The sequence below is a fragment of the Cytobacillus sp. IB215316 genome (assembly GCF_033963865.1).
Lineage (GTDB): Bacteria > Bacillota > Bacilli > Bacillales > SM2101 > Nanhaiella > Nanhaiella sioensis.
The window spans coordinates 78,950-99,294 of sequence record NZ_JAXBMC010000010.1 but is presented as its reverse complement, the minus strand read 5'-3'; the positions used below and the strand labels follow the sequence as shown (position 1 = coordinate 99,294).

The following is a 20,345-nucleotide window of genomic DNA, read 5'->3' as shown; positions in this document are numbered from 1 at the left end:
GTATTTATGCCATCTATTAAAGAACAGAGGTTGCGAATTCTATTTGCGTATGTCTATCTATTGGTAAGAACAACTAATTTAATGTAGAAACTGTCTTCATGGACATTCGAACCAATGATAAATCACAACAAATCATTATCCTTTGGAGAAGGAAGTGGTAAAAAATGAGTTTAAAATTAGTTGAACTACAAGTTGCACTTCCTAGAACACAAGACATCGGAAAAATACAAGAACAGCTTGAGCAGCGAGGGCAACATATGCAAGATCAACTCGCTATGGGCATTCAAGAAGAAGAAAAGCGCAAAAGAAAGCAAGTAAATAGCAAGAGTAAAAATGAGAAGGCTGAACTTACAAATGACCATAATGACAAAGAATTTCAGCAGTCAACGACAAAAAAGAATCAGGAAGAAGAAATTACGGAAGATGAACATCACCCATATAAAGGAAACATCATTGATTATAAAGGATAGGTTACGATGAATCCATTGTTAGCAATATTATATTTTTTATTATTAGCTGTCGCATTTTGGCTAATTATTATCCTCTATTTAAGATTATCGAGATTACACGAAGTTGAAAAGAAACAAGAAAGAATGATTAAGGACCTGGAAAGTGTTATAGCAAGCTTTGTCGTCGAGATGAAAGAACAAAACGATCAATTTCTAAACCGAGTCCAAGCAGTTAAGAAAGAACAATCTTCACCGCCAAATGGATCTTCGACTACCGAAGTCCAGCAACCTCTTGACAAACAGACTAATACGAAAATAAGTAACGATAAACTAGAACAGAAAAATTCATCCAGCTATGATGTTGATACGTTATCAGATGAGGATATAAAAGGTTTACTTCCAGACTATCGTAATAATGACTATGAAAATATAAACCAACTTAACAGAAACGATATTAAACCTTATAATAAAGAGCATGTAATGAGTGGCGAAAAGAACCAAACTTTTAAGGACAAAGTATTGGGTTTAAGAAGTCAAGGATATGGTATTGAAGACATTGCCAAACAATTAAATAAGGGTAAAACTGAAATAGAACTTCTTCTTAAATTTAACAAAACTAATATTTAAACTTGATTGTATGCTATGAATATGTTATATTTTTTTTTGGTGTTAATACACACGGTTGCTGATTTAAACAATGGTGCTGTTATTATGAAGTGATAACAGATTTGTTTAAAAATGAAGCAAGCGGAGGCAAAAACCATTTTAGGAGGAAAACACATGTCAGTCATTTCAATGAAACAACTATTAGAAGCTGGTGTTCATTTCGGTCATCAAACACGCCGTTGGAACCCAAAAATGAAGCGTTACATCTTTACTGAGCGTAACGGAATTTATATTATCGATCTTCAAAAAACAGTTAAAAAGGTTGAAGAAGCGTACAACTTTGTTAAGGAAGTCGCTGGTAACGGTGGTAAAATCCTTTTCGTTGGAACGAAAAAGCAAGCTCAAGATTCAGTTAAAGACGAAGCTGAACGTTCAGGTATGTACTATGTAAACCAACGTTGGTTAGGTGGAACGTTGACTAACTTCTCAACAATTCAAAAGCGTGTTAATCGTTTAAAGGATATCGAAAGAATGGAAGAAGACGGTACTTTCGATGTATTACCTAAAAAAGAAGTTGTACAACTTAAAAAAGAACAAGAACGCTTAGAGAAATTCCTAGGCGGTATTAAAGAAATGAAGGGTCTTCCGGATGCTATTTTCGTTATCGACCCACGTAAAGAGCGTATCGCAGTTGCAGAAGCTCATAAATTAAACATTCCTCTTGTAGGAATCGTTGATACAAACTGTGATCCAGACGAAATTGATTACGTAATCCCAGCAAACGATGATGCAATTCGTGCTGTTAAATTGTTAACATCTAAAATGGCTGATGCGATTTTAGAAGCAAAACAAGGTGAAGAAACTTCAGCTTAAGTGAAATTTTTACAAAAGGTGATAAGAGGGATTTGCCTTCTATCACCTTTTTTTGAGAAAATACACAAGTTATCTACATCTTTGAGTTAATACTATAAGCGAGTAGAACATCTTATTAATAATTATACTATGATACATATATAAGGAGGAATTTTCATAATGGCTATTACTGCACAAATGGTAAAAGAACTTCGTCAAAAAACTGGCGCAGGTATGATGGATTGTAAAAAAGCGTTAACAGAAACTGATGGTGATATGGAAAAAGCAATTGACTTTTTACGTGAAAAAGGTATTGCTAAAGCTGCGAAAAAGGCAGATCGCATTGCTGCAGAAGGTTCTGCATATATTGAAGTATCAGGAAATGAAGCTGTGATACTAGAAGTAAATTCAGAGACTGATTTTGTTGCGAAGAATGAAGCATTTCAAACATTAATCAAAGAATTAGCTCAACACTTATTGACTAACAAGCCAAGCACGATTGAAGAAGCTCATGAACAAAAAATGGACAATGGAACGACTGTTCAAGAATACATCAATGCTGCAATTGTAAAAATTGGTGAAAAACTGACATTACGTCGTTTTGAAATTGTTGCAAAAACTGATAATGATGCTTTTGGTGCATACCTTCATATGGGAGGCAGAATTGGAGTTTTGACTTTATTAGAAGGAACTAATGATGAAGCGACGGCTAAAGATGTTTCTATGCATATCGCTGCGATCAAACCGAAATATGTTTCACGTGATCAAGTTTCTCAAGATGAAGTTGAACGTGAGCGTGAAGTTCTGACTCAACAAGCATTAAACGAAGGAAAGCCTGAAAAAATCGTTGCAAAAATGGTTGAAGGCCGCTTAAGCAAATACTTTGAAGATATTTGTTTAGTAGATCAATCATTCGTTAAAAACCCTGATTTAAAAGTAAAACAGTTTGTTGAAGCTAAAGGAGCTACTGTAAAAAGTTTTGTACGCTTTGAAGTTGGAGAAGGAATTGAGAAGCGTCAAGAAAACTTCGCTGAAGAAGTTATGAGCCAAGTGAAAAAGTAAGTACCAAATCTTAGCTAAAATAGTGGGAACACAAGTGTGTTCCCTTTTTTTAAAGTCATTTAGCTTAAAGAACTTCTAGTGGAGGTTAGTATGAATAATCCAAAGTATAAACGAGTTGTATTAAAACTAAGCGGAGAAGCATTAGCAGGTGAACAGGGATTTGGTATTAACCCAGCTGTGATCTCCTCAGTAACTGATCAAGTAAAGGAAATTGCCGAACTAGGTGTTGAAGTTGCTGTTGTAGTAGGTGGAGGAAATATATGGCGAGGAAAAATAGGTAGTGAAATGGGCATGGACCGGGCTACAGCGGATTATATGGGTATGTTAGCTACTGTCATGAATTCATTAGCGCTTCAAGATAGTCTTGAAAATTCCGGTGTACAAACTCGTGTACAAACCTCTATAGAAATGAGACAAGTTGCTGAGCCATATATTCGTCGTAGAGCAATACGCCACCTTGAAAAAAAACGTGTAGTCATATTTGCTGCTGGAACGGGTAATCCATATTTTTCAACAGACACAACTGCAGCACTTCGAGCAGCGGAAATTGAAGCAGATGTTATACTTATGGCAAAAAATAATGTTGATGGTGTATATAGTGCAGACCCAACAATCGATCAAACTGCAAAAAAATATGATACACTGTCATATTTGGATGTACTAAAAGAGGGATTAGGTGTCATGGACTCAACAGCATCTTCTCTTTGTATGGATAATGACATACCACTTATCGTTTTCTCTATTATGGAGCAAGGAAATATTAAACGAGCGGTATTAGGTGATAATATCGGAACATTAGTAAGGGGGAAAAAATAATGTCAAAAGAAGTTATTAATAGTGTGAAATCTAAAATGGAAAAAGCTATTCAAGCATTCTCAAGAGAGTTAGCGACAGTAAGAGCTGGTCGTGCAAACCCTTCATTATTAGATAAAGTGACAGTAGATTATTATGGTGCACCAACTCCGGTAAATCAACTAGCATCAGTTACTGTACCTGAAGCACGTATGTTAACTATTCAACCTTATGATAAATCATCTTTAGGTGATATCGAAAAAGCAATCTTAAAGGCTGACCTCGGGTTAACACCATCTAATGATGGTTCAATTATTCGAATTACGATACCAGCATTAACTGAAGAGCGCCGTAGAGAATTAACAAAAGTAGTAAGAAAATACGGTGAAGATGCGAAAGTGGCAGTGCGTAATGTACGTCGTGATGGAAATGACGAATTAAAAAAGCTTGAAAAAAATAGTGAAATCACTGAGGATGAGCTTCGCGGACTAACCGAGGATATTCAAAAAATAACGGATGATCATATTAAAAAAATTGATCAGGTTGCAAAAGAAAAAGAAGCAGAAATTATGGAAGTATAAGCATAATCATTGTACAATATGTAAAGTACCCTCTATTTTAAACAGGGGGTTTTTTTGTTAAACTAGAGACAATATAGATTGTTAAGGGTGACGGAGGAAACCTGTATGCTACATAAATTAAACTTTTGGAAGAATCGTAAACCAAATTCTTCAGAGCAAGTATATACAATAGATACGATAAAAAAGAATCCAATACCTGAGCATATTGCAATTATTATGGATGGCAATGGAAGGTGGGCACAAAAAAGAGCATTACCACGCATTGCAGGACACCATGAAGGAACGAAGGTTGTCCGAAAGATAACGAAGCTAGCAAATTCTCTAGGTGTAAAAGTACTAACGTTATATGCATTTTCAACAGAAAATTGGAAGCGACCAAAAAGTGAAGTTGATTACTTAATGAAGCTACCAGAAGAATTTCTCCAAACTTTCTTACCTGAATTAATTAAGGAAAATGTACAAGTTCGAGTAATGGGGATGAAAGATAGCTTACCAGAACACACTTTCCGTGCTGTGCAAAATGCTATTAACAAAACAAGCGATAATGATGGAATGATTTTAAATTTTGCATTAAATTATGGCAGCCGCAATGAAATAGTTCAAGCGGTAAATTCGATTATAGCGGACCAAAAATCAGGTGTATTAACAGAAGAAGAGGTCACAGAGGATATATTTTCAAATTATTTAATGACACAAGAATTATCAGATCCTGACCTATTAATTAGAACGAGCGGTGTTGTTCGTCTAAGTAACTTCATGCTTTGGCAGCTATCGTATGCAGAGTTTTGGTTTACTGAAACGTTATGGCCGGATTTCTCAGAGGAACATTTTCTAGAGGCGATTGACGAGTTTCAAAAAAGAGCTCGACGCTTTGGCGGCGTGTAAAGGATGATATTAATATGAAGCAAAGAATTATAACAGCTACTATTGCGCTAGCAGTTTTTTTGCCTATCGTCATTTATGGTGGCCTTCCATTTATTGCGGTGATGTATTTAATAGCTACGATAGGGCTATATGAACTTTTACGTATGAAACACATCTCAATTTTGTCATTTCCAGGGGTAATTAGCATACTTATGTTATGGGTAATACTCGTACCAGATCACCCCATGTTACTAGACAGAATTCCATTTATGAAAGTTGAGTTTTTGTTATTCGCAGTTTTACTTTTTTTATCGTATACTGTGTTGACAAATAACAAGTTTTCTTTTGATGATGTTGGATTTATCATAGTTGCTACATTATATGTTGGAATTGGATTTTATTATTTTATTGAAACGAGACAAGTTGGTTTAACTTATATATTCTTTGCCTTTGCAGTTATTTTCTCAACAGATTCTGGTGCTTACTTTGTAGGTCGCAAATTTGGTAAGCATAAGCTGTGGCCTGAAATTAGTCCAAATAAAACAATTGAAGGATCAATAGGTGGTATTGCTTGTGCAATTATTGCTGCGATTTTGTTTAAACTGTTTGCCCCTATCGATGATTTTACAATGATTAGCATCTTAGGCATTGCTATCGTTTTATCTATTTTTGGACAAATAGGTGATTTAGTTGAATCAGCGTTTAAACGTCATTATGCGGTTAAGGATTCTGGACGTATCTTACCAGGGCATGGGGGGATATTAGACCGTTTTGATAGCTTGATTTTCGTTTTACCGATATTATATTTTTTAATCAAGTTGTAGCGCACTAGTGTATAGCAAAGATAGGATTTAACAGAAAAAAGACGGTTGTCAATTTTGAATGGATATGGGGAGTGTATCGTTTGAAGCACATTAGTTTATTAGGAGCTACTGGCTCTATAGGGAAGCAGACGCTTGATATCATTAAGCTGCACCAAGACCAATTTAGCCTTGTAGCAATTTCTGTTGGACAGAATATACCAGAAGCGAGGAAAATCATTCATGAATTTTCACCTAAGCTCGTATCTGTTAAATATAAAGAAGATGCTGATCGATTAAAGAGTGAATTTACTAATGATATATCATTTGTTTATGGTGATGATGGATTAGTTCATGCCGCGACTCATGACCAAGCATCGATAGTCGTCAATGCGGTGGTTGGAAGTGTAGGTCTTACACCAACGATTGAAGCGATTAAAGCCAAAAAAACAATTGCTCTTGCCAACAAAGAAACACTTGTAACAGCAGGACATATAGTTATGGAAATGGCAAGAAATAACGGAGTTTCAATTCTACCAGTTGACAGTGAGCATTCTGCTATTTTTCAATGTTTACAGGGAGAACAAGAAAAAACGATTGAAAAGCTCATTTTAACAGCTTCTGGTGGCAGCTTTCGTGAGAAAAAGAGAAATGAACTGCAGCATGTTACTGTTGAGCAAGCACTAAATCACCCTAACTGGTCAATGGGAGCAAAAATAACGATAGACTCTGCTACGATGATGAATAAAGGTCTTGAAGTTATCGAAGCGCACTGGCTTTTTCAAATTCCTTATACAAATATTGATGTCGTCCTCCATAAAGAGAGCATTATACACTCAATGGTCCAATTTCATGACAGTAGCATTATTGCCCAGTTAGGAAATCCTGATATGCGTGTTCCGATTCAATATGCGCTATCATACCCTGATAGGCTTGTGTTTAACAATACAAAGAGATTGGATCTCGTGGAGATTGGAGCTCTGCATTTTATGAAGGCAGATGTTAATCGATACCAGTGTTTACGCTTTGCCTACGAGGCGGGAGTAGAAGGGGGAACGATGCCAACAGTGTTAAATGCTGCAAATGAAGAAGCTGTTGCTGCTTTTCTTAGAAAGGAAATTACCTTCCTTCAAATTGAGGAACTTATTGAAAGATCACTTGAGCAACACCGTACAATTAAAAACCCTAATTTAGAGTGTATACGCACAGTAGATACGGACACTCGTAAGTACATAAAAACACTAATAAATTAAAGGTGGTTGGATATGTGGAGACGCTAAATACGGTAATTGCTTTTGTAATTATTTTTGGAGCGTTAGTTTTTGTTCATGAATTAGGTCATCTAGTTTTTGCAAAACGAGCTGGAATTTTATGTAGAGAATTTGCGATTGGATTTGGACCTAAAGTGTTTACTTTCAAAAAGAAAGAAACGCTATATACGATTAGGCTTCTTCCTATCGGTGGTTTTGTAAGGATGGCTGGTGAAGACCCTGAAATGATTGAAATTAAACCAGGCCACAGCATCGGTCTGCTGTTTGATCAACATGGAAAAGTAACGAACATCGTTCTAAACAATAAGGACAAATACCCTGATGCAAAAATCGTTGAAGTAGAGTTTGCTGATTTAGAGCACGAACTGTATATAACAGGCTATGAAGAAGATAATGATGAAAAACTTGTACGTTTTGAAGTGAGTGAAACGGCACACTTTATTCAGGATGATCAACACATCCAAATTGCCCCATACTCAAGACAATTTAGTTCGAAGACGTTGTGGCAACGAACACTAGCTATTTTTGCAGGCCCGCTTATGAATTTCGTCTTAGCTGCCGTTCTTTTTATGGTTATTGCTTTCATTCAAGGCTATCCGTCTGATGATCCACAACTAGGGGAGGTCATTGAAGGCGGTGCAGCAGTTGAAGCTGGCTTACAGGAAGGTGATATTGTATTAGCAATTAATAACAAACAATTATCTTCTTGGGATGAAGTCGTTCAAATGATTCAAAATAACCCTGAAAAGCAGCTATTATTCACAATTGAACGTGATGGACAATCAGAAACGATTACTGTAACTCCGAAGTTAAATGAAGTTCAAGGGATGAAAATTGGACAAATTGGTGTATACCCTTCGGTGAATCAATCGATATTCGGTTCAATTGCATTCGGAGCTGAAGAAACTTTTGTTTGGACAAAAGAGATCATCATTTTACTTGGGAAATTAATAACTGGTCAATTTTCATTTGATATGCTATCAGGTCCAGTTGGCATTTATAAAACAACAGAGGAAGTAGCTCAATCTGGTGTGCTATATTTAATGAGATGGGCAGCTTTATTGAGCATTAACTTAGGTATTATGAATTTACTACCACTACCGGCATTAGATGGAGGCAGATTAATGTTTTTTGCCATTGAGGCTGTTAGAGGAAAACCGATTGATCGTCAAAAGGAAGGTATGGTCCACTTTATTGGTTTTGCTTTATTAATGCTATTAATGTTAGTAGTTACGTGGAACGATATCCAAAGGTTCTTCCTATAAGGTGTTGCTGTATTATCTCTTCTAGTTATTCTAATTTAGTAGAGAAATCAAAAAGAAGAGCTTTCCAATAATTTTTTAGGCTATAAAAAGTCCGTTAAGAAATAAGAGGTGTAATTTGAAATGAAGCAAAGTCAAACATTTATTCCAACATTGCGGGAAGTGCCTGCTGATGCTGAAGTAAAAAGTCATCAGCTCTTGCTAAGAGCAGGATTTATCCGTTCAAATGCCAGTGGTGTTTATAGTTTTCTACCATTGGGCAAGCGAGTGTTACACAAAATTGAGACAATTGTTCGTGATGAACTCGACCGCATAGGCGCAGTGGAGTTATTAATGCCAGCACTTCAACAAGCAGAGCTGTGGCAAGAGTCTGGACGCTGGTACTCATATGGTCCTGAACTAGTAAGACTAAAAGATCGTCACAACCGAGATTTTGCTTTAGGGCCAACTCATGAAGAAGTAATTACGAACCTATTAAGAGATGAGGTAAAGAGTTATAAGAGACTCCCACTTACTCTATATCAAATTCAAACTAAATTCCGTGATGAAAAAAGGCCGCGCTTTGGTTTGTTGCGTGGTAGAGAGTTTATTATGAAAGATGCATACTCCTTTCATTCTTCGCAAGAGTCATTAGATGAAGTGTATAACAAGATGTATGAAGCATATGGAAACATCTTCAGAAGGTGTGGCTTGGATTACAGGGCTGTTATTGCTGATTCTGGTGCAATGGGTGGTAAAGATACGCATGAGTTTATGGTGTTATCAGATGTAGGAGAGGATACTATTGCATACTCCGATAGCTCTGATTATGCTGCAAATATTGAGATGGCACCTGTAGTTTCTACATACGTTAAGAGTGATGAAGCTGCCGCAGACCTAGAAAAGGTAGAAACAATCGATAAAAAGTCGATACAAGAGGTTGCTCATCATTTACAAGTTGATGATCATAAATGTATTAAATCACTATTATTCAAAGCTGATGAGAAGTTTGTACTAGTGTTAGTTCGTGGTGATCATGAAGTAAATGATATTAAAGTGAAAAACCTGTACAGTGCATCAAACGTTGAATTAGCAACTGCTGAAGAAACTAATCAAATGATGAATTGTACTGTTGGGTCGTTAGGTCCTATTCAAGTACAAGGTGATATTGAAATTATTGCAGACCATGCCGTAAAAGCGATAGTAAATGGAGTTTGTGGCGCGAATGTTGAGAACTATCATTATACAGGGGTAAATCCTGATCGTGATTTTTCCGTATCAGCATACGAAGATTTACGCTTTATTCAAGAAGGAGACCCTTCCCCAGATGGTAATGGCACAATTGTGTTTGCTAAAGGAATTGAAGTTGGACATATATTTAAATTAGGCACGAGATATAGTGAAGCGATGGATGGTATGTATTTAGATGAAAATGGTAGAAATCAACCGATGATTATGGGTTGTTACGGTATCGGAGTATCAAGAATCCTTGCATCTGTCGCTGAGCAATTTCATGATGATAATGGTTTAGTTTGGCCAGCTGCTCTCTCACCTTATGATGTTCATCTTATTCCAGTAAACATAAAAAATGATGAACAACGACTATTAGCTGAAGAATTATATGAGACTCTCCAAGAAACTGGTATTAACGTCCTATTTGATAATCGCCAAGAACGTCCAGGAGTGAAGTTTTCAGATTCAGATTTAATAGGCCTGCCTGTTCGTATAACAATCGGTAAAAAAGCTGCTGAGGAAATTGTTGAAGTGAAGTTTAGGAATTCTGGAGAAACAGTTGAAGTTCATAAGACTGACTTAATAAATACAATTCAAAAAAACATAGCAAAATAATATATAGAAAACTCGGCTTGTGCCGAGTTTTCTATATGGTAGATAGGAGGGGGATAGAATGGAACAATTATCACAAGAGCAAAAAGAACGGTTTCAACTCCTGCTCCAACAGATTAATTGTACAGAAGATGTATTTGTTAAGCATTTTCATCAAGCAGGAATAATAAAGCTTATTATCGATAAAGAAAAGAAGTCTTGGCATTTTCTATTTCAATTAGCAACCATCCTACCGATAGACATCTATAATTCCTTTAGCCTAGCCTTGCAAAAATCCTTTGCTCACATAGCAAATGTAACTTTTTCAATATTAGCTCGGGACAAGCAGTTCACAGAAGAGGACTTTCAGGCCTATTGGCCGGTTTGTTTACTAGAATTTGAAGGTATTCAATCGCCCTTGCTGAACCTACTACATGACCAGACTCCTCACTTGAATGGAATAAATGCAATTGTCAAAGTTCGAAATGATACCGAAGCTGTTGCTTTAAAGAGAAAATTTGCTAAAGATATTGGGGAAGTGTATCAACAATTTGGGTTCCCATACCTACAGCTAGAAACTGAAGTGAACTACTCGGAAAAAGAATATGAAAAATTTGTTGAACAAAAGCAACAAGAAGATCAACAAAAAGTCATGACAGCCATTGCAGAAATGCAAAAGAAAGAGGATCAAAATAATGAACATGTAGAAAGAAAAGGGCCGCTAACAATAGGTTATACGATTAAAGACGATGAGGATATTCGCAGGATTGAACAAATAGAAGACGAAGAGCGGAGAATAGCCATTCAGGGATATATTTTTCATGCTGAAACGAAAGAGCTCCGTAGTGGTCGAACATTGTTAACATTTAAAGTAACTGATTATACGAGCTCTATTTTAGTGAAAATGTTTTCTCGAGATAAAGAGGATGTTTCTCTTTTACAAGCGGTGCAAAAAGGCATGTGGGTTCGAGTGAGAGGTAGCGTTCAAAACGACACTTTTGTCCGTGATTTAGTCATGATTGCGAATGATATTAATGAAATCAGGGGTCAAGAGCGACTTGATAACGAACCAGCTGATGAGAAACGTGTGGAACTACATCTGCATACGCCGATGAGTCAAATGGATGCCGTAACCTCTGTTACTAAATTAGTTGAGCAAGCAAAAAAATGGGGTCATAAGGCAATAGCAGTTACTGATCATGCAATCGCACAGTCTTTCCCAGAGGCTTTCTCTGCAGGTAAAAAGCATGGGGTGAAAATACTATATGGCTTAGAAGTGAACTTGGTAGATGACGGGGTTCCTATAGCATACAATGAACAGGATAGACTACTATCAGATGATACTTATGTTGTATTTGACGTAGAAACAACGGGCTTGTCTGCTGTTTACGATTTAATTATAGAGCTGGCAGCCGTAAAGATGAAGGATGGAGAAATCATTGATCGCTTTGAAGCATTTGTCAACCCACACCATCCATTATCAGCAACTACGATTGAATTGACAGGTATTACTGATGATATGGTTAAAGACGCACCTGATATTGATGTTGTCATAAAGCAATTTCATGATTGGGTGGAAGATGATATTTTAGTTGCTCACAACGCAAGCTTTGATATGGGTTTTTTAAATGTAGGATATAAAAAAGTTGACTATGATAAAGCCAAAAACCCAGTAATAGACACTCTAGAATTAGCACGTGCATTATATCCAGAACTAAAAAACCATCGGTTGAATACGTTATGTAAAAAGTTTGACATAGAACTAACGCAACATCACCGTGCTATTTACGATGCTGAAGCCACTGGATACCTTTTAGCTAAATTGTTAAAAGATGCTCATGATAAAGATATAGAAAACCATAATGAGCTTAATCATAAGATGGCTAGGAATGATTCATATAAACGATCGCGTCCATTTCATGCGACTATAATAGCACAAAACGATATTGGACTTAAAAATCTTTTTAAGATCGTATCACTTTCCCATCTGCAATATTTTTTCCGTGTACCGCGCGTTCCTAGGTCACTATTGCAAAAATACCGTGAAGGAATCATCGTCGGTTCTGCTTGCGATCGAGGAGAAGTTTTTGAAGGAATGATGCAAAAATCTCCAGAAGAGGTCGAGAGCATAGCACAGTTTTATGACTACTTAGAAGTTTTTCCACCTGATTTATATAAGCATTTAATTGAGCTTGAACTCGTTAGAAATGAAGATGCAATAAAAGATATTATTACAAAAATCGTTGATTTAAGTGAGAAATTAGCCATTCCTACTGTTGCTACAGGTAATGTCCACCATCTGGATCCAGAAGATAAGATTTATCGCAGAATTCTAATCGGTTCTCAAGGTGGTGCAAACCCGTTAAATCGACACAAACTACCTGATGCACATTTTAGAACTACTGATGATATGCTAGAAGCAATGGCATTCCTAGGTAAAGAACGGGCTAAGGAGATTGTTGTTACAAACACGGTAAACATTGCTGATCAAATTGATGAAATTAAACCTATTAGAGATGATTTGTACACACCAAAAATTGATGGGGCTGATGAAGAAGTCAGAGCAATGAGTTATAATCAAGCCCGTGATATTTATGGCAATGAGTTACCAGAAATTGTAGAAAAACGACTGGAGAAAGAATTAAAAAGCATCATTGGTCATGGTTTTGCAGTTATTTATTTAATCTCTCATAAATTAGTGAAAAAGTCATTAGATGATGGCTATCTTGTCGGCTCTCGTGGATCAGTTGGATCTTCCTTTGTAGCAACAATGACTGAAATAACTGAGGTAAACCCTTTACCTCCTCATTATGTTTGTCCTGAATGTAAACACTCGGAATTTTTTAATGATGGATCAGTTGGTTCAGGTTATGATTTACCTGACAAAGATTGCCCTCAGTGTGGCGCTAACTATAATAAAGACGGGCACGATATTCCTTTTGAGACGTTTTTAGGATTCAAAGGAGATAAAGTACCTGATATAGATTTGAATTTCTCGGGTGAATACCAGCCAATTGCTCATGATTACACGAAAGTTTTATTTGGAGAAGATAATGTTTATCGCGCTGGTACAATCGGTACTGTTGCAGAAAAAACTGCATATGGCTTCGTAAGAGGATATACGAATGATCACAATTTGCATCTAAGGGGAGCGGAGATTGATCGATTAGTATCTGGGTGCACAGGGGTGAAGCGTACTACTGGACAACATCCAGGTGGTATTATTGTTGTACCAGATTATATGGATATTTATGACTTTTCACCAATTCAATATCCTGCTGATGATTCAAGCTCTGAGTGGAAAACGACTCATTTTGATTTCCACTCAATCCATGACAATCTACTGAAGTTAGATATACTCGGTCATGATGATCCAACAGTCATTCGGATGCTACAAGATTTAAGTGGGATTGACCCTAAGACGATACCTACAGATGACCCAGAGGTAATGAAAATATTTAGTGGAACAGAGACATTAGGTGTCACTGAGGAACAGATTATGTGTAAAACAGGAACACTCGGTATTCCTGAGTTTGGAACAAGATTTGTTAGGCAAATGCTAGAAGATACTAAGCCAACAACCTTTTCTGAGCTCGTGCAAATATCTGGTCTTTCACATGGGACAGATGTATGGCTTGGTAATGCACAAGAGTTAATCCATAATAAGATTTGTACATTGAGTGAAGTGATCGGTTGTCGAGATGATATTATGGTCTACTTAATATACAAGGGACTGGAACCTTCACTTGCATTTAAAATAATGGAGTCTGTTCGTAAAGGGAAAGGGTTAACAGATGAATTCATGCAAGAAATGAAAAAGAATGAGGTGCCTGATTGGTATATAGATTCTTGTCTTAAGATAAAATACATGTTCCCAAAAGCCCATGCAACTGCGTATGTATTAATGGCTGTTAGAATAGCTTACTTTAAAGTTCACCATCCTCTCCTCTACTACGCAGCATATTTTACTGTACGCGCGGAAGACTTTGATATAGAAGCAATGGTGAGAGGGTCGAATGCAATTCGAGCCAAAATTGAAGAGATAAATGATAAAGGGTTAGAAGCTAGTACAAAGGAGAAAAATTTACTCACTGTATTAGAAATATCTATGGAAATGTGTGAACGTGGTTTTTCCTTCAAGAAGGTAGACTTATACAAATCAAGTGCGAATGAATTTATTATCGACGGAAATACGCTCATTCCACCATTTAATTCTATACCTGGTTTGGGAACTAACGCTGCGATTAATATTGTGAAGTCACGAAAAGAAGGTGAATTCCTCTCAAAAGAGGATTTACAAAAGCGTGGAAAGATTTCAAAAACTATTCTTGAGTACTTAGACAACCACGGCTGTTTAGAATCCTTACCTGATAAAAATCAATTATCACTATTTTAAAAAGGCTATTTTCGTAAACTTTGTAGTTATTATGTCCAAATACGAAAAGGCGAGAGAGGCACTATAGTTTATGAATTTTTCAAGCTACATTGCCTATCCCCTGGAGGGGGTGCTTCGCCATATCAATCGAAGGCAAAAAGCGCCTTCAAGTGATATGCCTCCAGCGCTTGTCGGGAATGATCGAGGCACTTCCGCTTTTCTACGGTCTAGCTGCAGTGCCTATCCCCTCGAGGTCGCTTCGCCATATCAATCGAAGGCAAAAAGTGCCTTCAAGTGATATGCCTCCAGCGCTTGTCGGGGATGACCGAGGCACCTCCGCTTTTCTAAAGTATTTGCATTAATATGGTGATTATGATATAGTTTTTATGGAGATACTATCATAAACGGCAAAGAAAAGAGTGGGGAAACCCACTCTTTCGTTTGTAGTAAATGGGAATTTTTTGTAGTGTCACGTTAAGTTTAGGCTCTTTTCGTATATTTTGTTGCAATTGTCTCAAAAAATAAAACAGTTGAAAGAGGAATTATGACTGTCATCGTTTCTCAATAGAAGATAAGTGACGAGCTAATTTTTTGAGATTAACAACAAACATTGAGTAAACAGCCCAATAGCTGTCGACTTGTACTTAGGTAATTGATCAAATAATTTGGTATCAGCTTTGGTCATAAGTCATGCCATGGAAAAGATGAAAGATCAATCATCTAGCTGGCTTATCTTGACATATGCTTGTCATCTATATGTGTAGCACAAGTGGTGTGCATATCTCAAGCGGTAAGGTACCTGAAAAGTACCTTTTGGTGATGTAACTAAAGTGCTTGTATGGATTAATCAAGTTACATGAATTTTGCTTTATGTAAAGCTAAGGCTTTGGTTCTCAAGTTAGGAGGAAGAAAATGAGTAAGAAGGTAACACAAATTGTTGAAGAATTAGTGATACCTATTTTATCAGAAATGCAGTTAGAATTAGTGGATATTGAATATGTGAAAGAAGGACAAAACTGGTTCCTTAGAGTTTTTATTGATTCAGAGAACGGAATTGATATAGAAGAATGCGGTATCGTTAGTGAAAAACTTGGAGAACAATTAGATGAAATTGATCCGATTCAACATAATTACTTTCTAGAAGTATCATCTCCAGGTGCCGAAAGACCACTGAAAAAAGAAAAGGATTTCGTTAATTCAATAGGTAAAAATGTATATATTAAAACCTATGAACCAGTAGATGGAGCAAAAGAGTTTGAAGGCGAGTTGACTGGTTTTAACGGTACAGTTGTTACAATATCAGTGAAGGTTAAAACAAGAACAAAAGTACTTGAAATACCTTATGATAAAGTTGCCAGTGCTAGACTTGCAATTGCATTCCACTAAAATAGAATTTAATGAAAAAGGATACGTAAGTTGTAGGAAGTTTTCATTGTGAGGGGGATTATTAGTAAATGGGTAGTGAACTTTTAGATGCCTTGACACAGCTGGAAAAGGAAAAGGGAGTTAGTAAGGATATCATCATTGATGCGATAGAAGCTGCTCTAATATCCGCGTACAAAAGGAATTTTAACCAAGCTCAAAACGTGCGTGTAGACCTAAATTTAGCTGTTGGATCTATGAAAGTATTTGCGCGTAAAGATGTCGTTGAGGAAGTGTTCGATCCTAGACTTGAAATTTCTGTTGAAGAGTCTAGACAAATCAATCCAAACTATCAAATCGGTGACGTAGTTGAATTAGAAGTGACACCAAAGGATTTCGGAAGAATTGCAGCTCAAACAGCAAAACAAGTCGTAACCCAACGTGTTCGCGAAGCGGAGCGAGGTGTCATTTATACTGAATTCATCGATCGTGAAGATGATATCATGACTGGTATTGTACAGCGCCTTGATCCTAAGTTTATTTACGTCGGATTAGGAAAAATCGAAGCGTTGTTACCGGTCAATGAACAGATGCCAAATGAAAGATTTCAGCCTCATGACCGAATCAAAGTTTATGTTACAAAAGTTGAAAAGACAACAAAGGGTCCACAAATTTTTGTTTCTAGAACACACCCAGGTCTTTTAAAACGTCTTTTTGAGCTTGAAGTACCAGAAATTTACGATGGGACCGTTGAAATTAAATCAGTTTCAAGGGAAGCTGGCGACCGTTCAAAAATATCAGTACATTGTGATAATCCTGAGGTTGATCCTGTTGGAGCATGTGTAGGCCCTAAAGGGCAACGTGTACAGGCGATTGTAGATGAATTAAAGGGTGAAAAAATCGATATCGTCCGTTGGTCTGAAGATACCATTGAATTTGTAGCAAATGCATTAAGTCCTTCAAAGGTATTGGAAGTTATCGTTAGCGAAGAAGAAAAGGCAACGACAGTGATCGTTCCTGATTATCAACTATCTTTAGCAATCGGAAAACGGGGTCAAAATGCTCGTTTAGCAGCAAAGCTGACAGGATGGAAAATAGATATTAAGAGTCAATCAGAAGCTGAACAGCTTGGAATATATCCAGTTGATGATGCACCACTGTTTGATAAGCTTCCTGATGACGAGACATTCGATTTATAAGGAAAAATCGAGTGAGGTAGGTGCAAAAATGAAACAAAAGAAAATACCAATGAGAAAGTGCGTGGCTAGCGGTGAAATGAGGCCAAAAAAAGAATTAATACGTATTGTCCGATCCAAAGAAGGTGAAGTATCTGTCGACCAAACTGGTAAAAAAGCTGGTCGTGGTGCCTACTTAACGAAAGATAAGGACATTATTCTTCTTGCAAGAAAAAATAACCAATTATCAAGGCATTTGAATGCACAAATTGAAGACGCTATTTATGAACAGTTAATAGAGCTTGTCGAGAAGGAGAAACAGTCATCACATGAATAAATGGATGTCTTTGTTAGGGTTAGCGAATCGAGCGCGAAAAATTGTTTCAGGAGAAGAACTTGTTCTGAAAGAAATTCGTAATAATCGAGCAAAAGTAATTTTATTGTCTGATGATGCCTCTCCTAATACTACGAAAAAGATAAGTGACAAATGTAATTATTATGGTGTACCATTGCGCATTGTTGATGACAGATACACACTTGGGCAAGCGATTGGTAAAGAGGCGCGTGTCGTCATTGCTGTCACTGATGAAGGATTTGCTCGAAAGTTGATTTCATTGCTCGAAATCTAATTGGGGGTGACCATATGGGAAAAATGAGAGTTTATGAATATGCAAAAAAACAAAACATATCCAGTAAAGAGGTAATTAATAAACTTAAGTCTTTAAATATTGTAGTGTCTAACCATATGGCTATGATCGATCAAAATATGATTGATAAGCTAGACAATAGCTATAATAGCTCAAAGCAAAACGAAGCATCGAAAATAAATGAACAAAAGCCAAAACAGGAGCAGCAAAAAGTAAACACTAATAATTCAGCACCTGTAAACAAGGCTAATAATCAACGAGAAGGGAAAAAACAAAATTTGCAAGTCCAACATCAGGGTCAGAAAGTAACAAATAAAAATAAAAAGAACAAAAACAATAAAAAAAATAACAACAATAAAAATAAACAGCATCAACAGGCTCATCAGCCAGCAAAAAAAGTGGTAAAGGAACTACCATCAAAAATTACTTTTACAGGGTCTTTAACTGTTGGCGAACTTGCTAATAAATTAAACAAAGAGCCTTCTGAAATCATTAAAAAGCTGTTGCTTTTAGGAGTAATGGCAACAATCAATCAAGACCTTGACAAGGATGCTATTGAGTTAGTTGCTAATGAATATGGTGTTGAGGTCGAAGAAGAAATCGTATTTGATGTGACAGAGTTTGAAAAATATGAAATGGAAGATTCAGAAGCTGACTTGAGCGAGCGTCCGCCAGTTGTAACAATTATGGGACATGTTGACCACGGTAAAACAACTTTGTTAGATTCAATACGAAATTCTAAAGTTACACAAAAAGAAGCTGGTGGGATTACACAGCATATCGGTGCGTATCAAATTGTTGCAAATGATAAGAAAATCACATTCCTAGATACTCCAGGACATGCTGCTTTTACAACAATGCGTGCACGTGGAGCCAAAATTACAGATATTACGATCTTAGTTGTTGCAGCCGATGATGGTGTTATGCCACAAACAGTTGAAGCAATTAACCATGCAAAAGCTGCAGAGGTACCAATCATTGTTGCCGTAAATAAAATGGATAAGCCATCAGCAAACCCTGAACGTGTCATGCAAGAGCTTACAGAACACGGCTTAGTCGCTGAAGATTGGGGCGGGGACACTATTTTTGTTCAGTTGTCTGCGATTACTGGTGAAGGGATAGACAATTTGTTAGAAATGATTCAGTTAGTTTCTGAAGTCGAAGAACTAAAAGCAAACCCTTCAAGAAAAGCAGTTGGAACAGTGATAGAGGCCCAATTAGATAAAGGTAGAGGGTCCGTTGCCACTTTGCTCGTTCAGAATGGAACGTTAAATGTCGGAGATCCTATTGTTGTTGGTAATACGTACGGACGTGTGAGAGCAATGGTCAATGATCTAGGTCGCCGAGTAAAACTAGCACAGCCTTCAACCCCAATTGAACTTACAGGTTTAAATGAAGTTCCACAGGCTGGAGATCAGTTCATGGTATTTAAAGATGAAAAAACTGCGCGACAAGTAGGAGAAGCGCGTTTACAGAAACAAATGCTTGAGCAGAGAAGTGCAAAAACTAAAGTTACGTTGGACGACTTGTTCGAACAAATTAAACAAGGGGAAATGAAAGACCTTAATATAATTGTCAAAGCAGACGTTCAAGGCTCTGTAGAAGCATTAGCGGCAGCATTACAAAAGATAGATGTTGAAGGCGTGAAAATTAAAATTATCCATACAGGTGTTGGGGCTATATCTGAGTCGGACATTATTCTTGCATCGGCTTCAAGTGCAATTGTTATTGGCTTTAACGTTAGACCTGATGTTAATGCGAAAAGAACTGCTGAAGCGGAAGATGTAGATATCCGCTTACACAGAATTATTTATAAAGTAATTGAAGAAATTGAAGCTGCGATGAAAGGATTACTTGACCCTGAATTTGAAGAAAAAGTGGTTGGTCAGGTCGAAGTTCGTCAAACATTTAAAGTTTCAAGAGTAGGAACAATTGCTGGTTGTTATGTAACAGACGGTAAGGTGACAAGAGATAGTGGAATTCGTCTTATTAGAGATGGCATTGTCATTTTTGAAGGTGAAATTGACACACTTAAACGATTTAAAGATGATGTGAAAGAAGTATCACAAGGTTACGAATGTGGTATTACGATTGAAAAGTTCAATGATATTAAGGATGGCGACATCATCGAAGCATATGTGATGGAAGAAGTAAGTAAATAATGATTGGTTATGTTGAATGTGAATGCATCATTTATGATGCATCTTCACTCAAAGAAAAGCGATCAGTATTACAACGTATCTTAACTCGACAAAAGCAACAATTTAATGTGTCAGTTTCTGAAATAGATTTTCATGATGTTTGGCAACGGACAAAGATCGCCATTGTAACTGTATCGAACAACAAAAAAACGAGTGAAATTGAACTTCAACATGCTTTAAAATTGCTTGATTCGTTTCCTGAAATCGAAAGAACGATTACAACGTATGAGTGGTTTTGAAAAA

General features: G+C 36.8%; 18 protein-coding genes. All 18 read left to right on the top strand.

Annotated elements, in window-relative coordinates; translation table 11 throughout:
* Positions 1 to 164: 164 nt before the first annotated feature.
* The 18 genes from SLH48_RS15575 (at position 165) to SLH48_RS15490 (ending at position 20,341) form a co-directional block, all read left to right on the top strand.
* Positions 165 to 470, top strand: a complete 306-nt coding sequence (locus tag SLH48_RS15575; RefSeq protein WP_320258913.1) for a hypothetical protein — start codon at positions 165 to 167, stop codon at positions 468 to 470.
* 6 nt (positions 471 to 476) lie between these two features.
* Entirely contained in the window at positions 477 to 1,076 is a 600-nt protein-coding gene (locus SLH48_RS15570) for a hypothetical protein (RefSeq protein ID WP_320258912.1), read from the top strand.
* A 153-nt stretch (positions 1,077 to 1,229) separates the two neighbouring features.
* Entirely contained in the window at positions 1,230 to 1,928 is a 699-nt protein-coding gene (gene rpsB, locus SLH48_RS15565) for a 30S ribosomal protein S2 (protein WP_214482784.1), read from the top strand.
* Between the two features lie 159 nt (positions 1,929 to 2,087).
* Positions 2,088 to 2,969, top strand: a complete 882-nt coding sequence (gene tsf / locus SLH48_RS15560) for a translation elongation factor Ts (protein WP_320258911.1) — start codon at positions 2,088 to 2,090, stop codon at positions 2,967 to 2,969.
* Between the two features lie 90 nt (positions 2,970 to 3,059).
* Complete coding sequence (gene pyrH, locus SLH48_RS15555; protein ID WP_214482710.1) at positions 3,060 to 3,785, top strand: UMP kinase; 726 nt, start codon at positions 3,060 to 3,062, stop codon at positions 3,783 to 3,785.
* Complete coding sequence (gene frr, locus SLH48_RS15550; protein ID WP_214482711.1) at positions 3,785 to 4,342, top strand: ribosome recycling factor; 558 nt, start codon at positions 3,785 to 3,787, stop codon at positions 4,340 to 4,342. The genes pyrH and frr overlap by 1 nt, the downstream gene beginning before the upstream one ends.
* A 105-nt stretch (positions 4,343 to 4,447) precedes the next feature.
* Positions 4,448 to 5,227 (top strand): isoprenyl transferase, encoded by a 780-nt coding sequence (locus SLH48_RS15545; RefSeq protein ID WP_214482712.1) that lies wholly within the window; start codon positions 4,448 to 4,450, stop codon positions 5,225 to 5,227.
* Between the two features lie 14 nt (positions 5,228 to 5,241).
* A complete protein-coding gene (locus SLH48_RS15540) occupies positions 5,242 to 6,030 on the top strand; it encodes a phosphatidate cytidylyltransferase (protein WP_214482713.1) in 789 nt (262 codons plus the stop codon).
* 80 nt (positions 6,031 to 6,110) lie between these two features.
* Positions 6,111 to 7,259, top strand: coding sequence for a 1-deoxy-D-xylulose-5-phosphate reductoisomerase (locus SLH48_RS15535; RefSeq protein WP_320258910.1), 1,149 nt, complete (start codon positions 6,111 to 6,113; stop codon positions 7,257 to 7,259).
* A 14-nt stretch (positions 7,260 to 7,273) separates the two neighbouring features.
* The gene (gene rseP / locus SLH48_RS15530) at positions 7,274 to 8,542 is read left to right on the top strand and encodes an RIP metalloprotease RseP (protein WP_214482715.1); all 1,269 of its coding nucleotides are present in this window, start codon (positions 7,274 to 7,276) and stop codon (positions 8,540 to 8,542) included.
* A 120-nt stretch (positions 8,543 to 8,662) separates the two neighbouring features.
* Positions 8,663 to 10,366 carry a proline--tRNA ligase gene (locus tag SLH48_RS15525; RefSeq protein WP_320258909.1) on the top strand — a complete coding sequence of 568 codons (1,704 nt, stop codon included), beginning with the start codon at positions 8,663 to 8,665 and terminating at the stop codon, positions 10,364 to 10,366.
* A 58-nt stretch (positions 10,367 to 10,424) separates the two neighbouring features.
* Complete coding sequence (locus SLH48_RS15520; protein WP_320258908.1) at positions 10,425 to 14,738, top strand: PolC-type DNA polymerase III; 4,314 nt, start codon at positions 10,425 to 10,427, stop codon at positions 14,736 to 14,738.
* An 891-nt stretch (positions 14,739 to 15,629) separates the two neighbouring features.
* Entirely contained in the window at positions 15,630 to 16,103 is a 474-nt protein-coding gene (gene rimP / locus SLH48_RS15515; RefSeq protein ID WP_214482718.1) for a ribosome maturation factor RimP, read from the top strand.
* A gap of 68 nt (positions 16,104 to 16,171) precedes the next feature.
* Positions 16,172 to 17,278, top strand: coding sequence for a transcription termination factor NusA (gene nusA, locus SLH48_RS15510; RefSeq protein WP_320258907.1), 1,107 nt, complete (start codon positions 16,172 to 16,174; stop codon positions 17,276 to 17,278).
* Positions 17,279 to 17,306: 28 nt separating this feature from the next.
* Entirely contained in the window at positions 17,307 to 17,591 is a 285-nt protein-coding gene (rnpM, locus tag SLH48_RS15505) for an RNase P modulator RnpM (protein WP_214482720.1), read from the top strand.
* Positions 17,584 to 17,883, top strand: coding sequence for a YlxQ family RNA-binding protein (locus tag SLH48_RS15500; RefSeq protein WP_214482721.1), 300 nt, complete (start codon positions 17,584 to 17,586; stop codon positions 17,881 to 17,883). The genes rnpM and SLH48_RS15500 overlap by 8 nt, the downstream gene beginning before the upstream one ends.
* A gap of 14 nt (positions 17,884 to 17,897) precedes the next feature.
* Entirely contained in the window at positions 17,898 to 20,063 is a 2,166-nt protein-coding gene (infB, locus tag SLH48_RS15495) for a translation initiation factor IF-2 (RefSeq protein WP_320258906.1), read from the top strand.
* A complete protein-coding gene (locus tag SLH48_RS15490; protein ID WP_214482723.1) occupies positions 20,063 to 20,341 on the top strand; it encodes a DUF503 domain-containing protein in 279 nt (92 codons plus the stop codon). The genes infB and SLH48_RS15490 overlap by 1 nt, the downstream gene beginning before the upstream one ends.
* The last annotated feature ends 4 nt before the right edge of the window (positions 20,342 to 20,345 follow it).